Raw genomic sequence first — 20,688 nt, 5'->3', positions numbered from 1 at the left:
AGGAAGGATTTCGGTGATACGAAATCCTTCCTTTTCCGATGCGCAGGATGCATCCATGCTGCCATTGTGCGCCTGACGGATTATTCGGCGCGCTGAACCACGGCTACGTTCATCATGCTTCGCAACCTGAAGCCAATCGACTCGTATAATCTTATGGCCGTAGCGTTGCTGGCATAGGCGTGGAGATATGGAACCTCGCCGCGCGCTACTATCTGATTTGCCACGAATAGGGACAGCAGCTTGCCCAGGCCACCGCCCCGAAATTCCGGATGTGAGCACACCCCGCTGAGTTCGGTATAGCCAGGTTGCTTCATGCGCTCGCCGGCCATGGCCGCAAGTCTGCCCTCAATTTTCACACCCCAAAAATCGCCCAGGCTCAAGGCTTCGAGCGTGAATGGGCCTGGCTTGGTGACCAGTGCCAAGGCGAGCATCTCAGCTGCATCGTGTCGCGTCAGACGTTGCACGCGCTGGTCGGAGACGACTTGCAACGGCTGCTCGGCAATCATCTGAACCCCGGCCGCGGCAGACGTTGCACAAAGCCCCGCGGGCAGAGCAATGGCGTCGGCCTGAAGCAGGATCACACTCTCACCTGAGGAGACAAGCTTTTCGAGCGCCTGCAGGCTTTCCGGGTCGTCCGCGGCGGTGGTGGCGAAAGGAACAATCGACGGCCGATATCGTCTGGCGAGGTTGTCACCTTGCGCGAAGACCTGATGCCGCGTCCGAAGCGCGCTCCAGATAGGGCGGTCAAGCAGGTGTCTCATTGCACCGCACCCTCCGGCTCTTTTAATCGACGGTCGAGAGGAGCCGCTGCGAGGCCGTCCTCGATGGCGGTCAGCTGATCAAGAAGCGGCCCCGAAAGATCTGCGCACAAATCCGCGACGGCGTTCTCGATGCGCGGCCAGACGTCGCGCTTTGCGACATCGACCAGCCGCCGACCGTCCCCCGAGAGGGAGACGATCCTGCGCCGCTGGTCATCGTTCGACTGATTGACCTCGAGCAATCCCAATTCGGCCAGAAGCGACACGCTCCGCGTTACACCTGGCTGCGCGATCCCAAGGGATTGCGCCAGTTCCCCGACAGGCAGCGGGCCCAGCCTGTCGAGCGCGGCTAGCAGCGGGTATTGGCTCGCCTGAACCGGGACGTCCAGCCGGTCGAGCAGGCGCTGCGCATCCGCTTGCAGTTGCTCGCCTATACGCTTCAACCTGCTGCCCAGGCACAGGAAGCCAAGCGATCGTATGACGTCTTCCATAGGTCAGCCCATCGCATGCAGAAATCAATAACATTGTATATAACAGTGCATGGAAATCAAGCGCCGCGTTGCAAGGCTTGCCTTCAAGCGGTCCACTGCGTCTAGGAGCTGACCTATACCGCTTTTCCGCCTGGAAACGTTGCTCGAAATGCTGGGGCTGCTTTGCCTGGCAAGGCCAGTCGATCAGTTGCGCAGCCGGTAGCCGGTCCTGAAGATCCAGGCGACGATTGCTATGCAGACGAGCAGGAAGATCACCGTCATGCCGAGGCTGACGCCGACCGAGACGTCGGACTTGCCGTAGAAGCTCCAGCGGAACCCACTGACCAGGTAGACGACCGGGTTGAACAGCGTCACCGTGCGCCAGATGCCGGGCAGCATGTTGATCGAATAGAAGCTGCCGCCGAGGAAGGTCAGCGGCGTGATGATCAGCAGCGGCACCAGCTGCAGCTGCTCGAAACTCTTCGCCCAGATGCCGATGATGAAGCCGAACAGGCTGAAGGTCACCGCCGTGAGCACTAGGAAGGCGAGCATCCAGAACGGATGCTCGATCGTCAGCGGCACGAACAGCGAGGCCGTCGCCAGGATGATCAAGCCAAGCACGATCGACTTTGTCGCAGCACCGCCGACATAGGCGATGACAATCTCCAGATAGGACACCGGCGCCGACAGCAATTCGTAGATCGAGCCGACGAATTTCGGAAAATAGATGGCGAAAGAGGCGTTGGAGATCGACTGCGTCAGCAGCGACAGCATGATCAGCCCCGGCACGATGAAGGCGCCGTAGCTGATGCCGTCGATCTCGGTGATGCGTGAACCGATGGCCGAACCGAAGACGACGAAATAGAGCGACGTCGAAATGACCGGCGAAACGATGCTCTGCAGCACCGTGCGAAGGGCGCGCGCCATCTCCACCCGATAGATCGCCCATACTGCATGAAGATTCATGGCCGCGCGCAGGTTCATGCCTGTTTCCTCACCAGATTGACGAAGATCTCCTCGAGCGAGCTGTTTTCCGTGTCGATGTCGCGGAACTGGATACCGGCCGCCTCGAGCTCGCGGATCAGCGAGGCGACGCCCGGCCGTTCGCTCTGGTTGTCATAAGTATAAGTCAGCTGTCCGCCATCCGGCGAAAGCTCCAGCGCATAGCGCGAAAATGCGTCGGGAACGGTGGCCAGCGGACTGCGCAGTTCCAGCACAAGCCGTTTGCGGCCAAGCTTGCGCATCAACTCGGCCTTGTCCTCGACCAGCACGATCTCGCCGCGGTTGATCACGCCGACGCGGTCGGCCATCGCCTCGGCTTCCTCGATGTAATGCGTGGTCAGGATGATGGTGACGCCGTCCTCGCGCAGCCGGCGCACCATCGCCCACATGTCCTTGCGCAGCTCGACATCGACGCCTGCTGTCGGTTCGTCGAGGAACAGGATGCGCGGCTCGTGCGACAGCGCCTTGGCGATCATCAGCCGGCGCTTCATGCCGCCGGACAGCGTGATCGCCTTTGCGTCCTTCTTGTCCCACAGCGAGAGATCCCGCAGCACCTTCTCGACAAAGGCGGGGTTCGCCGGCTTGCCGAACAGGCCGCGGCTGTAATTGACCGTCGCCCACACGCTCTCGAAGGCGTCGATGGTCAGTTCCTGCGGCACCAGCCCGATCAGGCCGCGCGCGGCGCGGTAGTCGCGGTTGATGTCATGGCCGTCGACCGTGACGCTGCCCGACGAGCGATTGACGATGCCGCAGACGATCGAGATCAGCGTCGTCTTGCCGGCGCCGTTCGGCCCGAGCAGCGCAAATATCTCGCCGCGCACGATATCGAGATTGATCTCCTTCAACGCCTTGAAGCCGGTGGCATAGGTCTTGGTGACCCCGGAAATCGAAATGATCGGCTGCATGGCTGAAAACGGCTGCTTGAAACAGAGTTGTTGATTTAATCCGCTGAATGTCGGTGCGCAAATCCGGATGTCAATGGCGCTCCTGACAGTTCTGGACACCGAGGTTCGCCGGAATAGGCAACACTTGCTTGGTCGTCCAGCCAAATTCCACGCAAAAGCAGATTAAACGGCACTGCGGCGTTCCGCCTCGCGGCGGGACGCCGCTTTGACCGTCCGGCGCATCCAGCCTATCCTTCTACAAGCAAGCAGCAGCCGGAGCCGCCATGGACCCGCTCATCCTGTCGCGCATACAGTTCGGCGCGAACATCTCGTTTCATATCCTGTTTCCGGCGATCACCATCGCGCTCGGTTGGGTGCTGCTGTTCTTCAAGCTCCGCTATAACGCGACGGGCGATTCCGCCTGGATGCGCGCCTATTTCACCTGGGTGAAGGTGTTCGCGCTGTCCTTCGCCATGGGCGTCGTTTCCGGCGTCACAATGAGCTTCCAGTTCGGCACCAACTGGCCGGGTTACATGGAGACGGTCGGCAACATCGCCGGCCCGCTGCTGGCTTACGAGATCCTGACCGCCTTCTTCCTCGAGGCAGCATTCCTCGGCATCATGCTGTTCGGCTTCCGTCGCGTCTCAAACCGCGTCCACACGCTGGCGACGGTGCTGGTGGCCGGCGGCACCACCCTATCTGCCTTCTGGATCATCGCGCTCAATTCGTGGATGCAGACGCCGGCCGGCTTCGAAATGCGCGATGGTGTTGCGCACGCTACCGACTGGTGGGCCATTATCTTCAACCCATCCATGCCCTACCGGCTCGTCCACATGCTGCTTGCTTCGGGGCTGACCGTCTCCTTTCTCATCGCCGGCCTGTCGGCGCTGCGCTATCTCTACGGCGATCGCTCGGAATCGATGTGGAAGGCGCTGCGCACTGGCGTCTTCGCCGCCGCGATCCTGATCCCGATCCAGATCTTTGCCGGCGACCAGCACGGCCTCAACACGCTGGAGCATCAGCCGCAGAAGATCGCCGCCATGGAGGCCAACTGGAATACTGGCCCCAACGTACCGCTGGTGCTCTTTGCGCTTCCCGACGAAGCGGCCAAGGAGAACAGGTTCGAGCTCACCATTCCCGACGGCGCCAGCCTCATCCTCAGGCACAGCGCCGGCGGCGTCGTGCCGGGGCTGAACGACTATGCCGGCAACCACCCCCCGGTGTTTCCTGTGTTCTGGGGCTTTCGCATCATGGTCGGCACCGGCCTCTTGATGCTCGTCGTCTCCTGGTCGGCGGCCTTCTTCCTCAAGCGTCGCCACAGTCTGCCTAAGCCGCTGGCGCTTGTCATGGTGCCGATGGCGCTGTCTGGCTGGTTGGCGACGCTGGCCGGCTGGTACACCACTGAGATCGGCCGCCAGCCCTGGCTGGTCACCGGCGTGCTGCGTACCGCCGATGCTGTCGGCCCGGTCGCCGGCAGCCATGTCGCGCTGTCGCTTGCGGTCTATCTCATCCTCTACTTGCTGCTGCTGATCGCCTATCTAGGCGTCTTGGTGCATCTGGCGCTGAAGGCGGCGAAGGAGGGTGACACCTCGCCGCTGCCGGGCGTCATGAACAGGCCGCTGTCGCAGCCGGTTGCGCAACCAGGAGAAACATCATGAGCTTCGACTGGCCGACCCTGTTGCCTTTGATCTTCGCCGGCCTGATGGGCCTCGCCATCCTGATCTACGTCATCCTCGACGGCTTCGATCTCGGCATCGGCATCCTGTTCGCCGCAGCCGAAGATACCGAGCAGGATACAATGATCGCCGCCATCGGCCCGTTCTGGGACGCCAACGAGACCTGGCTGGTGCTGGCCGTCGGCCTGCTGCTGGTCGCCTTCCCGCTGGCGCACGGCACCATCCTGACCGCGCTCTATATTCCTGTCTTCGTGCTGCTGGTCGGCTTGATCCTGCGCGGCGTTGCCTTCGATTTCCGCGCCAAGGTGCCGGCCGGCAGGAAGCATCGCTGGAACCGCATCTTCTTCCTCGGCTCGGTCATCGCTTCGCTGGCGCAAGGCTATATGCTCGGCGTCTATGTGCTCGGCCTCGACGTCGGCCCTGGCGGCATCGCCTTCGGCACGCTGGTGGCACTCTGCCTTGCCGCCGCCTATGCGGCGATGGGCGCGGCCTGGGTCATCTACAAGACGGAAGGCGACTTGCAGAAGAAGGCGGTGCTGTGGCTGCGCACGGCGTTGGTGCTGGCCGCGCTCGGCATGGTTGCGGTATCGCTGGCCACGCCCTTTGCCAGCGCGCGCATCTTCGACAAATGGTTCGTCTGGCCGGCCATGCTCTATTTGTCGCCGTTGCCAATCCTGTCGGCAGTGCTGTTCCTGTGGCTGTGGCGCCAGACTTTTCATCTGCCGAAGCCCGACGACCGCCACGCGCTGCTCCCGTTCCTGACATTGGCCGCGATCTTCACGCTCGGCTTTGCCGGGCTCGCCTGGTCGTTCTACCCCTTCGTGGTGCCCGACCGGCTGACCATCTGGCAGGCTGCTTCGGCACCCGAAAGCTTGGCCGTCATCCTGGTCGGCACGGTGGTCGTGCTGCCGATCATCATCTTCTATTCGTTCTTTGCCTACCGCGTGTTCGCCGGCAAGGCGACGGACCTGACCTACGATTGACCGGCATCACCAGCGTCGCCTGAAACAGAATATTCATCTTCAAGCGGAATAACCTTCTCTGGCCGGCCCAGCAGTATCGCCGGCAGAAGAAGGGCAATAGAATGACCCCCTTTTTTGCGGCAAGATTCCAGGAAGCGCGCGGCGAGGCCGTCGACATGGTCGACGATCCGAGCAAGCTTGCCTCGCCGCGCGATACGTTCAAGGTGCTGTTGAGCGGCCTCACCGAGGCCGGCGATCCGGCACAGGCGGCGCTCGACCTGCGCAACTACACTCCGGCGGTGCGCGGCGACGAGGCGTTCCTGCTCGAGCGCTATCTCAAAAAGGTGATCGACCGTATCGGCTACGTCTACTGGCAGGAGATCCCGGACGATCCGAAGAGCAACACCCCCTTCGTCTATTTCGAGCATCCCGCCGGCAACATCGTCATCGGCCCGGTCGAGACTGAGAAGGGCAAGATCTGGCAGTTCACGCCCGAGACGCTCGCCCACATCCGCACGCTCTATGCCGACGTTGAAGACGTGCCGGTGGCGCCGGAATTCGCCGCCTTCGCCAGCACCGACCCGTTTTTCATCGCCCGTGGCCTTGCCCGTCAGATCAGCCCCGGCCTGCTTACCCGCGCCGGTCCGATGGAGCACTGGCAATGGTGGATGCTCGGCCTTGCCGCACTGGCCGGCATCGTCTTCGGCTTCATCGCCAATGCGCTGATTTCCTTGTTTGTACGGAGGACGGACAGCCCGGCTTTTTTCCGCATCGTCGAATGGGCGGTGCGCTCGATCGTGCTTGGCTTCTTCCTGCTGTTGACGCTGCGCCCGCTCGGTCTGCCGCAGGTGGTCGCGGCCCCGGTCAAGGCAATAGCCTGGAGCCTGATCGTGATCGGCGCCGTGCCGGTGGTCTGGCACCTGATCGGCAAGGTCGCCGAACACTATCGCGGACTGTGGCAGGTGCCCGGCTATCACGACACGCTGATTTCGCTGTCCACCGGCGTGGCGCGCGTCGCCGTCCTGGTCGTCGCCTTCCTGCTGTTGGCCGAAGTGCTCGCCATTCCCTACGAAGGCGTCATTGCCGGTCTCGGCATCGGCGGTCTGGCGGTGGCGCTGGCGGCGCAGCCGACGCTGCAAAACTTCCTCTCCGGCCTGACGCTCTATGCCGACCGGCCGGTCAGCGTCGGCGACTTCTGCAAGTTCGGCGACCAGTCCGGCACGATCGAGCATATCGGCATGCGCTCGACGCGCATCCGGTCGCTCGACCGCACGATCATCTCGGTGCCGAACTCGGATTTCGCCGGCATGCAGATCGAGAACTACGCGCATCGCGACCCCACCCGGTTCGCGACGACGCTGCAGCTGCGCTACGAGACCACGCCCGATCAGCTGCGTTACGTCCTGGCCGAGCTGCGCAAGCTGCTGATCGCCCATCCGCGCGTCATCGACGAGCCGTGCCGCGTGCGCTTTGTCGGCTTCGGCGCCTATTCGCTCGATATCGACGTGTTCACCTACGTCAAAACCGCCGACGTGGCCGAATTTCAAGCCATCCGCGAGGACATTCTGCTGTCCATGATCAACATCATGGATGATGCCGGCGCGCAGTTCGCCTTTCCCTCATCGCTGGAATACAGAGCCACCGATCTTCCGGTCGACGACGAAAAACGCATCGCTGCGGAGAAAAGGGTCAGCGATTGGCGCGAGGCGGAAAACCTGCCTTTCCCCGACTTCAGCCAGATCGACAAATTTGCCCTCAACAACACGCTTGCCTACCCGCCTCAGGGCTCGGCGCATTATCGCGAGACAGAGCCCGACCCGGACTCGGCCGAGGCAAAGGCGACGCTGGAGAAAGTGCGCTGGAGCCTGCCCTGGCGCAGGGGGGAGTAGTGCGAAGCGCGGGAACTGCTGATCTCCCCCCTTGAGGGGGAGATGTCGCTGAAAGCGACAGAGGGGGTCGCCGCGCGTGGAGTGCCAACTTCGTCTTCCTCGATATGCCGGACCGCGTCGCGCCAACCGAACCGACCCCCTCTGGCCTGCCGGCCATCTCCCCCTCAAGGGGGGAGATCAGCAGGCCCCGCGCAAAATTCAGCTCTTGTTGGCGGCCAGCACCAGCACCGGCTTTTCGCTGTAGAGGTTGGGAAACAGCCGCTTCAGATTCTCGACCTTGGGCAAATCATTGTAGACGATATAGGGATAGCTCGGGTTGAGCGTCAGGAAGTCCTGATGGTAGTCCTCGGCCGGATAGAAGGCTTTGCCGGTCTCCAGCGTCGTTACGATCGGCTTTGCAAACACCTTGGCCTTGTCGAGCTGGGCGATATAGCTTTCGGCGATCTTTTTCTGCGCGTCATTTTCGGCAAAGATCGTCGAGCGGTATTGGGTGCCGCTGTCCGGCCCTTGGTAGTTCAGTTGCGTCGGATTGTGCGCGATCGAGAAATACACCTGCAGCAGCTGGCCATAGGTGACTTTGGATGGCTCGTAGGTGATCTCGACGGATTCGGCATGGCCCGTCCGGCTGGTGCCGACCATTTCATAGACGGCCGTTTCCTTGTCACCGCCTGTGTAGCCGGACACCGCGCTGGTCACGCCTTTGACGTGCTGGAAGACGCCTTGCACGCCCCAGAAGCAGCCGCCGGCGAAGACCGCCTTTTCGGTGCCGGCGATGGCCTTCTCGTCCAGCGCCGGCGGCGGGATCACCACCGCGTCTTCGGCCGAGACGGCCGGCGTCTGCCAGAACACGGCAGCGGCAGCCGTGAGGATGAGCGCGGCAAGCGCCGCTTTTGCGAAAATCGACGATCGTTTCACGGCTGGTTCTCCGGTCATGTCTGATCTCCCATACTGGTGTTGTGGATTATACGACGGATAGGGCCGCCGGGCTCTCACATTGCTGTGCGCATCGGCGGCCGCCCTGCCTAGTTGCCCGGAGCCATGGCATCGCAGGCCTTGGTCGCTTCGGCCTTCTTCATGGCGTCCGTCTCGGCGGCGGCCTTGTTCATGCAGTCGGCCTTCATCGGATCGCCCGCTTTCATCGGGTCAGCAGCCTTCATCGCGGTCGTGGCCATCGCGTCAGGCGCCATGGCGCCGGCCGGCTTCGTCGCGTCTGTTGCCGGGTTCGTGGCGTTTGTCGCCATGGCATTCGCCGGCTTCATCGCATCTTCGGCCCGCGTCGCGCCTCCGGCGAACAGCGCCGTCGAGCAAAGTGCGAAGGCGAATGCCGGCAGGGTCAGGCGATTGGTCATGGTGGTCTCCTTGAGTTAGATGAGATGTGGGCATGCGCCGCCGCTCCTGCGGCATTGCGCAATCTCTGATGCTAATTCGTAGCGGCAGCGAGAATTGGCCCGCCGCCCGGCAGCTGCACCAGAACGGCGGTGCTGAGGCCGTTCGCGGCAGCCGGCAGCGGCAGCGCGGTGGCCTCGCCGGTCCAGCTGCCGAGCCTGGTCAGCGAATGCACGACATTGGCGTGAGGCAGCGTGCGGCCGGTGTTTTCGCCGCGTGACACCGGCACCTCGACGACGCCTTTGTCGTAACGCACGAGCCAGACGTCGGCCTTGCCGTCCGGCACCGGACCGGCGCCGATGCTGACCTTTCCGCCGGCGAGCGACAGCGAAGGTCCGTCGGCGTGGCCGCCGCTGGCAATCAGCCGGTCGATTTCGCCCGGCATGGCGCCGACGGCATCGGCCTTGCCGTTGACCACCACTTGCGGCGTGAACGGGCCGGAACGGCCGAGCGACGGTTCATAGCGGACCTGGCGCTGCGTGAATTCTTCTCTGCCGAACGTGTCCTTCCAGCCGAGATAATCCCAGTAGGTGACGTTGAAGGACAGCGCCAGCACGCCTGGCCGGTCCTTGACCTTGATCAGATTGGCATTGGCCGGCGGGCAGGACGAGCAGCCCTGGCTGGTAAACAGCTCGACCACGGTCAGCTTCTGAGCGGCGGCCGCGCTTGTTGCCGAAAGCCCAGCTGCCGAAAACAGCATTGCGGCGAGCCCCATCAGGGCCGTGCTGCGTTTCGCTGCCGATCCGGTCATCGCGTTTCTCCTGCGCAGACATCGTTCCATGTCCATGCTTCGCCGCCGCCGCGCGGTTCGTTACAGCATCACCGCTTCGTGATCGTTCGTGGCTCTTTCCTTCTCCACAACGGGAGAAGGGAAGATGATTGCCCGCAAACGGCAACGCCGCCCAGCATGGCCGAGCGGCGTTGCGATGAATTCTGCGATAAGGCCTTACCGCAGCGCCCCGCCGCAGGCTGCCTATTGCGTCAGCAGCGTTTCCGATGCCCGCTGATTGAAGGCGCACTTGCCGGTCACGAAGTAAGAGAAGTCTGCATTGGAGACTGCTGCCGGTACGGGATTGCCGCCGTCTTCCCAGGCCTGCAAGCTGGTCTGGCCGCATGGCACGGCGGTGAAGATGTCGACGACCTGACCGGTCGCGACCTCGACCATGTCGGTCGGGCTTGTGCCCATATAGAGCCGGTTCGATGTCGCCGGATCGTTTGACTTGAGCACGGTTGGCTGCGGCGGGTTGGCCGAAGCAGCGGACGGCACATCCATCTGCAAATACAACTGGTCCATCAGGCTGACGTCGATCACCGCGCCGGCTCCGGTCGCGGGAAACGTGGTGGTGACACAGGTGGTCGCGTATTTCCTGCCATAGGAGTCGGTCTGGACAATCGTGGTGGTGGGCAGGCCGTAGAAGCTGATCACGATCGCGGTCGTGCATACTTGCTGCTGGACCATCGTGCTCGTCGTTCCGTTGACCGTGTACACGGTCGACGTGCCGTAGCCCTTTGGATCGCCAAAATTATTGTATGCGTAGGTGATCTTCATTAGTTTGTTGGCCACCGTGTCACCGAACTTGGTGCCATAGAGCGTCATCGTCTTGCCCCAATAGCCCGAGATCTTGTCGACCTTGAACGTGGCCTGCACCAGCGCCGGCCGCTTTGTCACTGCCGACGCGACGCCGACCTGCACCGTGTTGATCTTGGCGATCTGCATGAAACTGGTCGGCATGGCAAAACCGGCCGAAGCCTTGATGCTGGCGGTGCCGTCGGCGGCGACGACGAAGCTGTCGAGCTTGGCTGTGCCTTGCCCGCCATTGGCCAGATATGAGTCCTGCAGGCTTACTTGGCGGTCCGCCAATGACGTGGTCGTCGCCAGCGTGGTGATCGACAGCGACGCTGCATCGAGCGCGTTCTGCATCGAGGCCTTGGTTGAAACCGCCGAGGTATAGTCGATGGAAAAACCCAATGCGACAACCATCGGGATAAGCAAAATGGCGAGCATTGGCGCGAACGAGCCGCTCACCGATTTGAGAAATTTGCGTGCTGACAGCGGCATTCCGATCCCCCGAAACGGCGATAGGCCGGTGGGCTATCACGCCGGGCGCAAACTATGCTCTAATCTCATGGATCAAAGTTTAACGACTTTGGCCCCCGCCGCCGCACCCGCGCCCCGCCGCTTGCCGATGCATCGTGCCCCTGCTAAAGCGCGCCGCATGACCACGCCGATCAAAAACATCCGCAATTTCTCCATCGTTGCCCATATCGACCATGGCAAATCCACGCTTGCCGACCGGCTGATCCAGTCGACCGGCGGGCTGGAGCTGCGCGACATGAAGGAGCAGGTGCTGGACTCGATGGATATCGAGCGTGAGCGCGGCATCACCATCAAGGCGCAGACGGTGCGGCTGAAGTACCACGCCAACAACGGCGAGGACTATATCCTCAACCTGATCGACACGCCCGGCCATGTCGACTTCGCCTATGAAGTGTCGCGTTCGCTGGCCGCCTGCGAGGGCTCGCTGCTGGTCGTCGACGCTTCGCAAGGCGTCGAGGCACAGACGCTGGCCAATGTCTACCAGGCGATCGACAACAACCACGAGATCGTCGTGGTGCTGAACAAGGTCGACCTGCCCGCCGCCGAGCCCGAGCGCATCCGCGAGCAGGTTGAGGAGGTGATCGGCATCGATGCCTCCAACGCCGTGCTGATTTCGGCAAAGACCGGCCTCGGCATTCCCGACGTGCTGGAAGCCATCGTCAACGATCTGCCGCCACCGCGCGAAGGCGACATCACGGCCCCGCTGAAGGCGATGCTGGTCGACAGCTGGTACGACGCCTATCTCGGCGTCATCGTGCTGGTCCGCATCATCGACGGCGTGCTGAAGAAGGGCCAGACCATCCGCATGATGGGCACCGGCGCCAAGCACCTGGTCGAGCGCACCGGCGTCTTCACCCCGGCCCGCATCAATGTCGACGAGCTCGGTCCCGGCGAGTTCGGCTTCTTCACCGGCTCGATCAAGGAAGTCGCCGACACCCGCGTCGGCGACACCATCACCGAGGACAAGCGCTCGACGGCAAGTGCCCTGCCCGGCTTCAAGCCGGCGCAGCCAGTGGTGTTCTGCGGCCTGTTTCCGGTCGACGCCGCCGATTTCGAGGATTTGCGCGCCGCGGTCGGCAAGCTGCGCCTCAACGACGCGTCCTTCTCGTTCGAAATGGAAACCAGTGCGGCACTCGGCTTCGGCTATCGCTGCGGCTTCCTCGGCCTGCTGCATCTCGAAATCATCCAGGAGCGGCTGGAGCGCGAATTCAACCTCGACCTCATCGCCACCGCACCTAGCGTCGTCTATCGCCTGCTGTTGAACGACGGCTCGGTCAAGGAACTGCACAACCCGGCCGACATGCCCGACGTGGTCAAGATCTCGGCCATCGAGGAGCCATGGATCCGCGCCACCATCCTGACCCCGGACGAGTATCTCGGCGGTATCCTGAAACTCTGCCAGGACCGGCGCGGCATCCAGTTCGATCTCTCCTATGTCGGCAAGCGCGCCATGCTGATTTACGATCTGCCGCTTAACGAGGTGGTGTTCGACTTTTACGACCGGCTGAAGTCGATCTCAAAGGGCTACGCCTCCTTCGACTATCACCTAACCGACTACAAGGAAGGCGACCTGGTGAAGATGTCGATCCTGGTCAATGAGGAGCCGGTCGACGCGCTGTCGATGCTGGTCCACCGCACAGCGGCGGAAAAGCGCGGCCGCCAGATGTGCGAGAAGCTGAAGGAGCTGATCCCGAACCATCTGTTCAAGATCCCGATCCAGGCGGCCATCGGCGGCAAGGTCATCGCCCGCGAAACGATCTCGGCGCTGCGCAAGGATGTCACCGCCAAATGCTACGGCGGCGACGTCTCCCGCAAGCGCAAGCTGCTCGACAAGCAGAAAGAAGGCAAGAAGCGGATGAGGCAGTTTGGCAAGGTGGATATCCCGCAGGAGGCGTTTATCCAGGCGCTGAAGATGGGCGATTGAGGAGCCGGTCGGGCGTCGGCGCGAAGCGTGGCGCCGAGACATCGATCCAGTGAATCGATGGCAGGCTTCGAAAGCGGGGAGCTGCCGGAGGCAGCTGGCTCCCACCAGCGCGACGCTGAAGCTGCACGATCAAGCCATCGGTGCCGCGCCACGCCGCTCAAGCGCGGTCTTGCGGATGATTTCCGCGATCTCCGGGCTGCTGCTGCACAGCATCTGGAAATCCGCCGCGTGCAGCGACAGGAGTGAGACCGCTGTTGCGGCGCTGACGGTCGCCATACGCGGTTCGCCGCTGATCAGCGCCATCTCGCCGAAGAAGGCGCCGGGGCCAAGCTCCACCGGGTTCGGCATCACGACGCTGACGCGCCCCTCCACGACGAAGAACATCCGATCACCGGTCTCGCCACTGCGGCAGATCACGGCGCCCGCCGGCAAATTACGAGGTCTTAACGCTCGCACGATCTCGACCAGCGCGGCCGGGCCAAGCTTCTGAAACAACGGCACGCCGGCAACCAATTGCCAATTGCGGACGAAATCCTCGCGACGGATTTCTTGATAGAAGCCGGAGGCAAGAATGCCAGCCCAGAGCGCGAAGATGCCGATGCCACACATCATGACCGCCCCGGCAAGGACGCGGCCGTCGAAACTTTGCGGAATAGCGTCGCCATAGCCGGTGGTGGACAGCGTGACCACCGCCCACCACATTGCCTGGGGGATGCTGCCGAACTTTTCCGGTTGGATGTCGCGCTCGATGACATAGGCCGCGAGCGCGACACCGAACAGAACGACGCCGAAGAGCGTGGTGACGCCGATCAGGTTGCGCGCTTCGTTGGCCAGCACCCTGCCCAGCACCGGGAAGAAGGTCGAGTCGCGCAGCGGCTTCAGCAGCCAGACAGCACAGTAGAGGCTCCGGTCGGGCGTGCCGTCGAGCAGAAATGCGGCGAGTGGAACGAAAACCGCGAGCACATCGATTGCGATTGCCGGCGTCCTGTCTCGAAGGTCTGCCGCCCGGCGCTTGAGCAGCGTCTCGGCCATCTGCAGAAGATAGGCGCCCCAAATGACAGCGAGCACGGCAGTCAGAGCCAGTCTGCTTCGTCCGGACATGTTCGGCATCGTGAGCGCAGCCACCGCCAGAAGCCCAGGCGCAGCCAGCACCGCGTTTAGCGGCGCGTAAATTCTTAAGAAAGGCAGTGCCGACATTCTATGCCCACGAGCGGCTACTATCCTCCAAAATAGGATGCCTTCGAGGCAAGCGTAAAGGTGCTTACTGTCGCCACGCCGATATCGGTTCTCGGCAAGGCTGACTTTGTCGACTGTGGGCGCTGCGGGCCGCTCTCTCGATAGTCTCCGCTTTTTTCTCCTTCACTCCCTTGTCAATTTCGAGTTGACACCGGAGCCGCGTGGGCAAGTCAAACAGGCGAGAGTGCCTCGCCATCGGCGGCGCCTCGGGCCTTGCCGGCACCTCGCCCTGTCGATGCTGGTCCACCGCACCGCGGCGGAAAAGCGCGGCCGCCAGATGTGCGAGAAGCTGAAGGAGCTGATCCCGAACCATCTGTTCAAGATCCCGATTCAGGCGGCGATCGGCGGCAAGGTCATCGCCCGCGAAACCATCTCGGCGCTGCGCAAGGATGTGACGGCCAAGTGCTACGGCGGCGACGTCTCGCGCAAGCGCAAGCTGCTCGACAAGCAGAAAGAGGGCAAGAAGCGGATGCGCCAGTTCGGCAAGGTGGATATCCCGCAGGAGGCGTTTATCCAGGCGCTGAAGATGGGCGATTGAGGAGCCGGTCGGGCGTCGGCGCGAAGCGTGGCGCCGAGACATCGATCCGGTGAATCGATGGCAGGCTTCGAAAGCGGGGGAGGCAGCGGCCCCCCGCCAGCGCGACGTTGACGCTGCACGATGGGGACTGTTCTCGGGACGGCAGGGTGATCTTCAAACCAGATTAAGGGTGCCTGCAAGCCGTCGCGCCTAGCACCATCCAAGCGGTAAGCAGAGGCGATACGTCGGGCTTTTGGGGATTTCAAATTGCGCAAATATGTCTTGCTGTTTCTCGGTCTTTGCATCGATTACTTTGGGTGAACGCGGCAGTCGTTCTGGCCGACCGGTTGTTTCCAGGCGTTGCGGAGACCGTTCTCGGTCAGCCGACGTCGTGGGCGGCCCGCACCGTCTTTTCGCTGATCCTGCTCAGCCTTGCCCGGGTGGCAAACGCTTCGGTAGGCGAATGGCTGCTGGCTTACGCACTCGCCGAGCACCGGACCAGCTTACGCCAGTGGCCCAACCTTCTGCTTGGCACACTCGGCTTCGTGTCCGGTATCTGGTACCTGCTACGCCTAACCGAACCTGGCGACGGCATGCCGTTCCCTGTTCATGGTCGAGGACACACCACTTAAGATCACGACGGTTGCGCTCTACGGTGCGCTCTATGGCTGGGGTGGCGTGATGCTGTTGAGATTCGAGCCAAGGGCAAAGCTCTACAACGCCCTGCTGTTCGCATCGACCTTGCCATTGGCCGGAATAAACCAATTGTTTTCCCATGATGCGCTGGTTGCCTCGATCGTGGCGCGCGCAAACAGCCATGGCCGACCCTTTACGACGGAAAAAGCGGAGGTCTATGCCCGCCTGTCGATCTACTACGCAATTCTCCTTGTCGCGATGATGCTGGCGATCTTGTATTTTTGCCGGGAGCGGCCGGGCACTGCTGTCGAAAGGTCGCTCAAAGGCTCGCCGAATAGTCGGGCGTAGTCCTATCGTCTCTCGCCGCTTCAGGGCTCAATCTCGTCCAATATCCGCGCCGCTCGAAATCCGCGACAGCGCTACCGGAAAATCTTCCCTGCGGTCGGGCCGTTCACGATATGGTTGATTTCGGCCCGCATAAGCCCACCTTTTGAGAATACCCCATCCTGAAGTATTCTTAGACGGCTGGGGAGACATCAATGCGTTCCACCTTGGACACCATCGCCGCGATCGGCCTCGCCATTGGCGGCGCTTTCGGCCTTGCCGGCACCTTCGTGGAGAGCGCTGAGCTTCGCGAAACACTCTGGATGATCGACGGCGTGGCACTCGTAGTGGCAGCCGCTCTGTTGACGATGAAGTATCAGCGGCTGGGCAACGACTGCGTAGCGGCCGGATTTTTGATTTTCGTTGCCGGCGAGAGCCTGCTGCTCGCCGGCAATGCGGCAGGCCTCCAGGCCAGCGTTCCCGCCTATGTCGGGGGCATCTCGCTTTGGGCGGCCGCCCTCATCATGGTTAGCGTCCCGAATACCTTCGCTCTGTGGATGCGGCTTACCGCTGTCGTGGCGGCTGTGCTGTTCGTCGTGTCGGCGGGGCTGATCCTGTGGGGTGCGCCTTTGCTGCCGACGTCGGCGCCCTTGCCGGCTGCCGGATATCCGTTTCTGGTCCTCACATTCATCGGCTGGATCTGGACCCTGGTGAAGCCGAGCCGATGAGTCGATGACCCAGTCGGGCCGCCCCCTCTCCGGTTTGCTTCGCAAACCACCTCTCCCCCACTTTGTGGGGGCGAGGAAACGCCAATCGCCGAAGCTGCGCCCTTGCAAGACTTGGGTTCCTCGCCCCGGCGAAGCGGGGGAGAGGTGGGCGCGCAGCGGCCGGGGAGGGGGGGTTACAACGCGGCGCCTTTCGCGGAGCGGAAATGCCGCAATCGCCTCTTCCACCCTTCAACCCGGCATGCCATGCTCACCCTCGCGGCCGGGCAGGCCGTTTCATTCCGGGGGGAATTGCAATGTCGTCTTACACGTTCGCGCGCCGCGCTGCCGCGGCGCTCTTCATCGTCGCGCTTTTTTCGCCCGTCGCACATGCCGGCGATGTCACCTTCGAGATCAAGAACAGCCATCCCAACGCCATGCGCGTCGAGCTCTACAGCCAGGACCGCGACCATGTCTGGCCGGGCGACAATCAGGACTATTATCTCAACGACGGCGAGACCAAGTCGATCCCGCTGTCCTGCAATGACGGCGAATCGATCTGCTACGGCGCCTGGGTCGATGGTGACGAGAATACCTATTGGGGTGTCGGCCCCGCCAACACCGAAAAATGCGACGATTGCTGCTACACCTGTAGTGGCGGCGAGACCGAGGAAATCGATCTGGTTCCGTGAGCTGCCCGTCTCAAGTGCCCCTCACCCGGATTGCCGACCGAATTGCGAAGGGCAATTGGGGGCAATCCGACCTCTCCCCGAGGGGAGAGGAGGTCGCCTGCGCTGGCGCCAGGCTCTTCTCCCCGGCGGGAAGAAGGTGGCCGCCCACGGGTCTTGCCCTCCGGCAAGCCCGAGGACAGGCTCAGCGACCGGCTGAGGGGGATTTCATAGGCGATTGCTCCATCCTTGCGGGGGAGAAGCCAGCGCAAAGCGGGCAGGGGCGCGCTGTCCCGCCAACGTCAGGCCGACAACGCCAGAATTTCAAAGCCGAAACAAAAAACCCGCCTCGGCGGGCGGGTCGTCGGCGCCAATTGGCACCATATCCAAATTAGTAGCATAGCTGCCGGCACAAAGCAAGAACAAAATGTGGTGCTGCGAGCAAAAAATGCGAATTCCCTTCCCGCCGCGCCCGAGGTCGGCCCTCACGAGGGGGAGAATGCTGCCTTGACGTCGTCCTGACTGTCGCCATAGCGTAGTCCGACAGGAGATCCCACCCATGGCAGTGGTCGAAGGCGAGAAGATCGACGTCGGCTTTTCGGGAAAACGTTGCATCCATTCGCGCAACTGCGTGCTTGGCGATCCGCATGTTTTCGTGCCCAACGCGCCCGGCCAGTGGATCCATCCGGATGCGGCCAGCGTCGAGAAGATCGTGGCGCTCGCCGAAGGCTGTCCGTCCGGCGCCATCACCTATCTCCGCAAGGATGGCGGGCCGCAGGAACAGCCGCCTGTGGTCAACACCGTGCGCATCCGGGAAAACGGCCCGCTGGCGCTGCATGCCGAGATCGTGATGGGCGGCGAGAATTTCTATCGCGCCACGCTCTGCCGCTGCGGCGCCTCGGAAAACAAGCCGTTCTGCGACGGCAGCCACAACAAATCAGGTTTTTCCGCCACCGGCGAGCCGCCGCTGAAGGATACGCCGGCGCTGGAAGTGCGAGATGGCCCGCTGACCGTCACACCGACGACCAACGGCCCGCTCAAGCTCGAAGGCAATGTCGAAATCGTCACCGGCACCGGCCACACGGTCGATCGCACGCAGCGCACCTTCCTCTGCCGCTGCGGCCACTCCGCCAACAAGCCGTTTTGTGACGGGTCGCATAAGCGCGTGGGGTTTGTGGGGTAGCCTAGCGATCTCCCCCCTCGAGGGGGAGATGGCCGGCAGGCCAGAGGGGGTCGTCTCGCGTGGAGCGTCATCGTCCTCCGCCGGCGACAGGAGGGTCGCGTCAGGACGTACCGACCCCCTCTGTCGCCTTCGGCGACATCTCCCCCTCGAGGGGGAGATTACGCTGCCTTGGCCCAGCCATCGCGGCTTTATCGGCCCGTTCATATCCGCTAAGGGGCGGGGCAAGAGAATTCTCCGGGCCCGCCAATGACCGCCAAGACCAAATCCCAGCATCTTCCCAAGGTGCCCCTGTTCCTCGGCATCGACACCGGCGGCACTTACACCGACGCCGTGCTGTGGTCGGAGGCCGGCGGACCAAGCGGAAAAGTGCTGGCCAAGGCCAAGGCGCTGACGACGCGCCATGACCTGGCGGTCGGGATATCCGGCGCGGTCGATGCGGTGCTCAAAATGGCCGGCACCGACCCGGCGGCGATCAAGCTGGTGTCGATGTCGACGACGCTCGCCACCAATGCGCTGGTCGAGGGCCAGGGCGGCCGCGTCGCGCTGGTGATGATCGGCTTTGCCGAGGGCGATCTCGCCCGCGACGGGCTGAAAGCGGCGCTCGGCACCGATCCGGTGGTGTTCTGCGCCGGCGGCCATGACGTTCACGGTAATGCGGCAATGCTCGATTTGTCCGGGCTGGAGGCAGCTTTACCCGAGCTGGAAAAATCGGTGTCCGGCTTTGCCGTCTGCGCCTATTTCGCCACCCGCAATCCGGCGCATGAGCTCACCGCTCGCGACCTGATCCGCGACAGGACCGGCCTGCCGGTCACCGCCAGCCACGAGCTGTCGGCCAAGCTCGGCGGTCCGCGCCGGGCGCTGACGACATTGCTCAATGCCAGGCTGATCTCGATGATCGATCGGTTAGTCGCGGCAACCGAAGGCTTTCTCGCCGCCCGCGGCATTGCCGCGCCCCTGATGGTGGTGCGCGGCGACGGCGCGCTGGTCTCGGCCGCCTTCGCCCGCCAGCGGCCGATCGAGACGATCCTGTCCGGCCCGGCCGCCAGCCTTGTCGGCGCCCGCCATATGACCGGCCTCGACAATGCTATCGTCTCCGACATCGGCGGCACCACAACCGATGTCGCCGTGCTCGACGGGGGCCGTCCCAGGCTCGATCCGGAAGGCGCCACCGTCGGCGGGTTCCGCACCATGGTCGAGGCCGTCGCCATGCGCACTTTTGGGCTGGGCGGCGATTCCGAAGTGGCGCTGGAGGACGGCGCGCTCAACCCGAAAATCCTGCTCGGGCCGCGCCGCCTGGTGCCGCTGGCGCTGGCCGGCTTGATGCATGGCGAGGCCGTCACGGCGGAGCTCGAACGCCAGCTGCGCGCGCCCAATCCCGGCCGCATGGATGGCCGCCTCGCGGTGCGCACCGGCGTGCCGGAGCGGCTCGCCGCTGGGTTGACCGGCGCCGAAGCCAAGCTCTACGAGCTGATCGGTGCTGTGCCGCAGGCTCTCGACAGATTGCTGGCCTCGAATGCCCAGAACGCCACCTTGAACCGGCTGGTGTCGCGCGGGCTGGTGCAGATTGCCGGCTTCACGCCGTCGGATGCGGCGCATGTGCTGGGCAAGCAGGCCAATTGGGATCCGGCCGCGGCGCGTCTGGGTGCCGAGCTGTTCGCGCGCAAGCGCGACGGCCGCGGCCAGTTCATCGCCGCCTCACCGGAGGCGGTCTCGGAACGGGTGCTGACCACGCTGACCCGTCTGTCGGCCGAAGTCATCCTCGAAACCGCGTTTGCCGAGGATGGGCTGGATGGCGCCGCGACCGTCGCCCACGCGCTGGTCCAGCGCGCCGTCGACGCGCATCCCGGCATCGCTCGTCTCAGCGTCGCGCTCGACCGCCCGGTCATCGGCCTCGGCGCCTCGGCGCCGCTGCATTATGCTGGCCTCGCCGAGCTGGTCGGCAATGACTGCTTGGTGCCTGAGGATACCGACGTCGCCAACGCGCTCGGCGCCGTCGTCGGCCAGGTCCGGGTTTCGGCCGAAGCGCGGGTCAGCCAACCCAAGGAAGGGCTGTTCCGCCTCGCCTCAGGTGAAAGCGTGCGCGATTTCAATGACGAAGCGGCGGCGATCGCCGCGGCCGAGAAAGATGTGCGGGCGATTGCCGCCGGGCGAGCGAGGGCCGCCGGCACCGACAGCGCCGAGATCGAGATCGCCAGCGAATTCCGCGTCTCGACCGTCGAGGGCCAGCGCATGTTCATCGAGGCGCATGTCGTGGCCGTGGCATCGGGCAGGCCAAGGATTGCGGTGTGATGCTGCCAATCTCCCCCCTCGAGGGGGAGATGTCGCCGAAGGCGACAGAGGGGGTCGCCGCGCATGAACGCGACCCCTTCTT

At 63.3% G+C, this 20,688-nt stretch carries 19 protein-coding genes and 1 pseudogene; 11 read left to right on the top strand and 9 right to left on the bottom strand.

Annotated features, from left to right (window positions below):
• Window positions 1-80 precede the first annotated feature (80 nt).
• The 4 genes from NKJ08_RS30780 to NKJ08_RS30765 all read right to left on the bottom strand — a co-directional run bounded on the left by NKJ08_RS30780 (window position 81) and on the right by NKJ08_RS30765 (window position 3,135).
• Window positions 81-761: a GNAT family N-acetyltransferase gene (locus NKJ08_RS30780; RefSeq protein WP_352527550.1), complete on the bottom strand. Its 681-nt coding sequence runs from the start codon at window positions 759-761 to the stop codon at window positions 81-83.
• The gene (locus NKJ08_RS30775) at window positions 758-1,249 is read right to left on the bottom strand and encodes a MarR family winged helix-turn-helix transcriptional regulator (RefSeq protein WP_352527552.1); all 492 of its coding nucleotides are present in this window, start codon (window positions 1,247-1,249) and stop codon (window positions 758-760) included. The genes NKJ08_RS30780 and NKJ08_RS30775 overlap by 4 nt, the downstream gene beginning before the upstream one ends.
• A 183-nt stretch (window positions 1,250-1,432) precedes the next feature.
• The gene (locus tag NKJ08_RS30770) at window positions 1,433-2,194 is read right to left on the bottom strand and encodes an ABC transporter permease (protein WP_352527661.1); all 762 of its coding nucleotides are present in this window, start codon (window positions 2,192-2,194) and stop codon (window positions 1,433-1,435) included.
• A gap of 14 nt (window positions 2,195-2,208) precedes the next feature.
• Window positions 2,209-3,135 carry an ABC transporter ATP-binding protein gene (locus tag NKJ08_RS30765; RefSeq protein WP_352527554.1) on the bottom strand — a complete coding sequence of 309 codons (927 nt, stop codon included), beginning with the start codon at window positions 3,133-3,135 and terminating at the stop codon, window positions 2,209-2,211.
• Window positions 3,136-3,398: 263 nt separating this feature from the next.
• On the opposite strand from NKJ08_RS30765, the gene NKJ08_RS30760 reads away from it, so the two are divergent.
• From NKJ08_RS30760 to NKJ08_RS30750, 3 genes are all read left to right on the top strand, one after another.
• The gene (locus tag NKJ08_RS30760) at window positions 3,399-4,772 is read left to right on the top strand and encodes a cytochrome ubiquinol oxidase subunit I (RefSeq protein ID WP_352527556.1); all 1,374 of its coding nucleotides are present in this window, start codon (window positions 3,399-3,401) and stop codon (window positions 4,770-4,772) included.
• Window positions 4,769-5,773 carry a cytochrome d ubiquinol oxidase subunit II gene (locus tag NKJ08_RS30755; RefSeq protein WP_352527558.1) on the top strand — a complete coding sequence of 335 codons (1,005 nt, stop codon included), beginning with the start codon at window positions 4,769-4,771 and terminating at the stop codon, window positions 5,771-5,773. The genes NKJ08_RS30760 and NKJ08_RS30755 overlap by 4 nt, the downstream gene beginning before the upstream one ends.
• Before the next feature lie 101 nt (window positions 5,774-5,874).
• Window positions 5,875-7,641 (top strand): mechanosensitive ion channel family protein, encoded by a 1,767-nt coding sequence (locus NKJ08_RS30750; RefSeq protein ID WP_352527559.1) that lies wholly within the window; start codon window positions 5,875-5,877, stop codon window positions 7,639-7,641.
• A 198-nt stretch (window positions 7,642-7,839) separates the two neighbouring features.
• Here NKJ08_RS30750 and msrA read toward each other — a convergent pair whose 3' ends face one another.
• The 4 genes from msrA to NKJ08_RS30730 form a co-directional block, all read right to left on the bottom strand.
• Window positions 7,840-8,574, bottom strand: coding sequence for a peptide-methionine (S)-S-oxide reductase MsrA (msrA, locus tag NKJ08_RS30745; RefSeq protein WP_352527561.1), 735 nt, complete (start codon window positions 8,572-8,574; stop codon window positions 7,840-7,842).
• 89 nt (window positions 8,575-8,663) lie between these two features.
• Window positions 8,664-8,990 carry a hypothetical protein gene (locus NKJ08_RS30740; protein WP_352527563.1) on the bottom strand — a complete coding sequence of 109 codons (327 nt, stop codon included), beginning with the start codon at window positions 8,988-8,990 and terminating at the stop codon, window positions 8,664-8,666.
• A gap of 71 nt (window positions 8,991-9,061) precedes the next feature.
• Window positions 9,062-9,778, bottom strand: a complete 717-nt coding sequence (locus NKJ08_RS30735) for a DUF1223 domain-containing protein (RefSeq protein WP_352527565.1) — start codon at window positions 9,776-9,778, stop codon at window positions 9,062-9,064.
• 222 nt (window positions 9,779-10,000) lie between these two features.
• Window positions 10,001-11,086, bottom strand: a complete 1,086-nt coding sequence (locus NKJ08_RS30730; protein ID WP_352527567.1) for a TadE/TadG family type IV pilus assembly protein — start codon at window positions 11,084-11,086, stop codon at window positions 10,001-10,003.
• A 157-nt stretch (window positions 11,087-11,243) separates the two neighbouring features.
• Between NKJ08_RS30730 and lepA the strand changes: the two genes are divergently transcribed.
• Window positions 11,244-13,049 (top strand): translation elongation factor 4, encoded by a 1,806-nt coding sequence (gene lepA, locus NKJ08_RS30725; RefSeq protein ID WP_352527569.1) that lies wholly within the window; start codon window positions 11,244-11,246, stop codon window positions 13,047-13,049.
• Between the two features lie 129 nt (window positions 13,050-13,178).
• Here the strand turns inward: lepA and NKJ08_RS30720 are convergent, their stop codons facing one another.
• Window positions 13,179-14,246: a cyclic nucleotide-gated potassium channel gene (locus NKJ08_RS30720; RefSeq protein ID WP_352784882.1), complete on the bottom strand. Its 1,068-nt coding sequence runs from the start codon at window positions 14,244-14,246 to the stop codon at window positions 13,179-13,181.
• A gap of 265 nt (window positions 14,247-14,511) precedes the next feature.
• Here NKJ08_RS30720 and NKJ08_RS30715 point away from each other — a divergent pair.
• The 7 genes and pseudogenes from NKJ08_RS30715 to NKJ08_RS30685 form a co-directional block, all read left to right on the top strand.
• Window positions 14,512-14,823, top strand: a pseudogene (locus NKJ08_RS30715) (elongation factor 4); the annotation flags it as partial.
• 296 nt (window positions 14,824-15,119) lie between these two features.
• Complete coding sequence (locus NKJ08_RS30710; RefSeq protein ID WP_352527573.1) at window positions 15,120-15,434, top strand: hypothetical protein; 315 nt, start codon at window positions 15,120-15,122, stop codon at window positions 15,432-15,434.
• The gene (locus NKJ08_RS30705; protein WP_352527575.1) at window positions 15,412-15,786 is read left to right on the top strand and encodes a hypothetical protein; all 375 of its coding nucleotides are present in this window, start codon (window positions 15,412-15,414) and stop codon (window positions 15,784-15,786) included. Before NKJ08_RS30710 ends, NKJ08_RS30705 begins: the two co-directional genes overlap by 23 nt.
• Window positions 15,787-15,977: 191 nt before the next feature.
• Window positions 15,978-16,490: a hypothetical protein gene (locus NKJ08_RS30700; protein ID WP_352527577.1), complete on the top strand. Its 513-nt coding sequence runs from the start codon at window positions 15,978-15,980 to the stop codon at window positions 16,488-16,490.
• A 293-nt stretch (window positions 16,491-16,783) separates the two neighbouring features.
• Window positions 16,784-17,158, top strand: a complete 375-nt coding sequence (locus NKJ08_RS30695) for a hypothetical protein (RefSeq protein ID WP_352527579.1) — start codon at window positions 16,784-16,786, stop codon at window positions 17,156-17,158.
• Between the two features lie 535 nt (window positions 17,159-17,693).
• The gene (locus tag NKJ08_RS30690) at window positions 17,694-18,317 is read left to right on the top strand and encodes a CDGSH iron-sulfur domain-containing protein (RefSeq protein WP_352527580.1); all 624 of its coding nucleotides are present in this window, start codon (window positions 17,694-17,696) and stop codon (window positions 18,315-18,317) included.
• 246 nt (window positions 18,318-18,563) lie between these two features.
• Window positions 18,564-20,606 (top strand): hydantoinase/oxoprolinase N-terminal domain-containing protein, encoded by a 2,043-nt coding sequence (locus NKJ08_RS30685; protein WP_352527582.1) that lies wholly within the window; start codon window positions 18,564-18,566, stop codon window positions 20,604-20,606.
• The last annotated feature ends 82 nt before the right edge of the window (window positions 20,607-20,688 follow it).

This window comes from Mesorhizobium sp. M0244, from assembly GCF_040321795.1.
Classification (GTDB): domain Bacteria; phylum Pseudomonadota; class Alphaproteobacteria; order Rhizobiales; family Rhizobiaceae; genus Mesorhizobium.
The sequence above is the reverse complement of the archived record's forward strand: the minus strand, read 5'-3'. Positions and strand labels throughout refer to the sequence as shown.

Excerpts from the sequence above, each read along its gene's own strand:
- NKJ08_RS30780 (WP_352527550.1), bottom strand. The coding sequence starts at position 761 with ATGAGACACCTGCTTGACCGCCCTATCTGGAGCGCGCTTCGGACGCGG.
- NKJ08_RS30775 (WP_352527552.1), bottom strand. The coding sequence starts at position 1,249 with ATGGAAGACGTCATACGATCGCTTGGCTTCCTGTGCCTGGGCAGCAGG.
- NKJ08_RS30770 (WP_352527661.1), bottom strand. The coding sequence starts at position 2,194 with ATGAATCTTCATGCAGTATGGGCGATCTATCGGGTGGAGATGGCGCGC.
- NKJ08_RS30765 (WP_352527554.1), bottom strand. The coding sequence starts at position 3,135 with ATGCAGCCGATCATTTCGATTTCCGGGGTCACCAAGACCTATGCCACC.
- NKJ08_RS30760 (WP_352527556.1), top strand. The coding sequence starts at position 3,399 with ATGGACCCGCTCATCCTGTCGCGCATACAGTTCGGCGCGAACATCTCG.
- NKJ08_RS30755 (WP_352527558.1), top strand. The coding sequence starts at position 4,769 with ATGAGCTTCGACTGGCCGACCCTGTTGCCTTTGATCTTCGCCGGCCTG.
- NKJ08_RS30750 (WP_352527559.1), top strand. The coding sequence starts at position 5,875 with ATGACCCCCTTTTTTGCGGCAAGATTCCAGGAAGCGCGCGGCGAGGCC.
- msrA (WP_352527561.1), bottom strand. The coding sequence starts at position 8,574 with ATGACCGGAGAACCAGCCGTGAAACGATCGTCGATTTTCGCAAAAGCG.
- NKJ08_RS30740 (WP_352527563.1), bottom strand. The coding sequence starts at position 8,990 with ATGACCAATCGCCTGACCCTGCCGGCATTCGCCTTCGCACTTTGCTCG.
- NKJ08_RS30735 (WP_352527565.1), bottom strand. The coding sequence starts at position 9,778 with ATGACCGGATCGGCAGCGAAACGCAGCACGGCCCTGATGGGGCTCGCC.
- NKJ08_RS30730 (WP_352527567.1), bottom strand. The coding sequence starts at position 11,086 with ATGCCGCTGTCAGCACGCAAATTTCTCAAATCGGTGAGCGGCTCGTTC.
- lepA (WP_352527569.1), top strand. The coding sequence starts at position 11,244 with ATGACCACGCCGATCAAAAACATCCGCAATTTCTCCATCGTTGCCCAT.
- NKJ08_RS30720 (WP_352784882.1), bottom strand. The coding sequence starts at position 14,246 with ATGTCGGCACTGCCTTTCTTAAGAATTTACGCGCCGCTAAACGCGGTG.
- NKJ08_RS30705 (WP_352527575.1), top strand. The coding sequence starts at position 15,412 with ATGGTCGAGGACACACCACTTAAGATCACGACGGTTGCGCTCTACGGT.
- NKJ08_RS30700 (WP_352527577.1), top strand. The coding sequence starts at position 15,978 with ATGCGTTCCACCTTGGACACCATCGCCGCGATCGGCCTCGCCATTGGC.
- NKJ08_RS30695 (WP_352527579.1), top strand. The coding sequence starts at position 16,784 with ATGTCGTCTTACACGTTCGCGCGCCGCGCTGCCGCGGCGCTCTTCATC.
- NKJ08_RS30690 (WP_352527580.1), top strand. The coding sequence starts at position 17,694 with ATGGCAGTGGTCGAAGGCGAGAAGATCGACGTCGGCTTTTCGGGAAAA.
- NKJ08_RS30685 (WP_352527582.1), top strand. The coding sequence starts at position 18,564 with ATGACCGCCAAGACCAAATCCCAGCATCTTCCCAAGGTGCCCCTGTTC.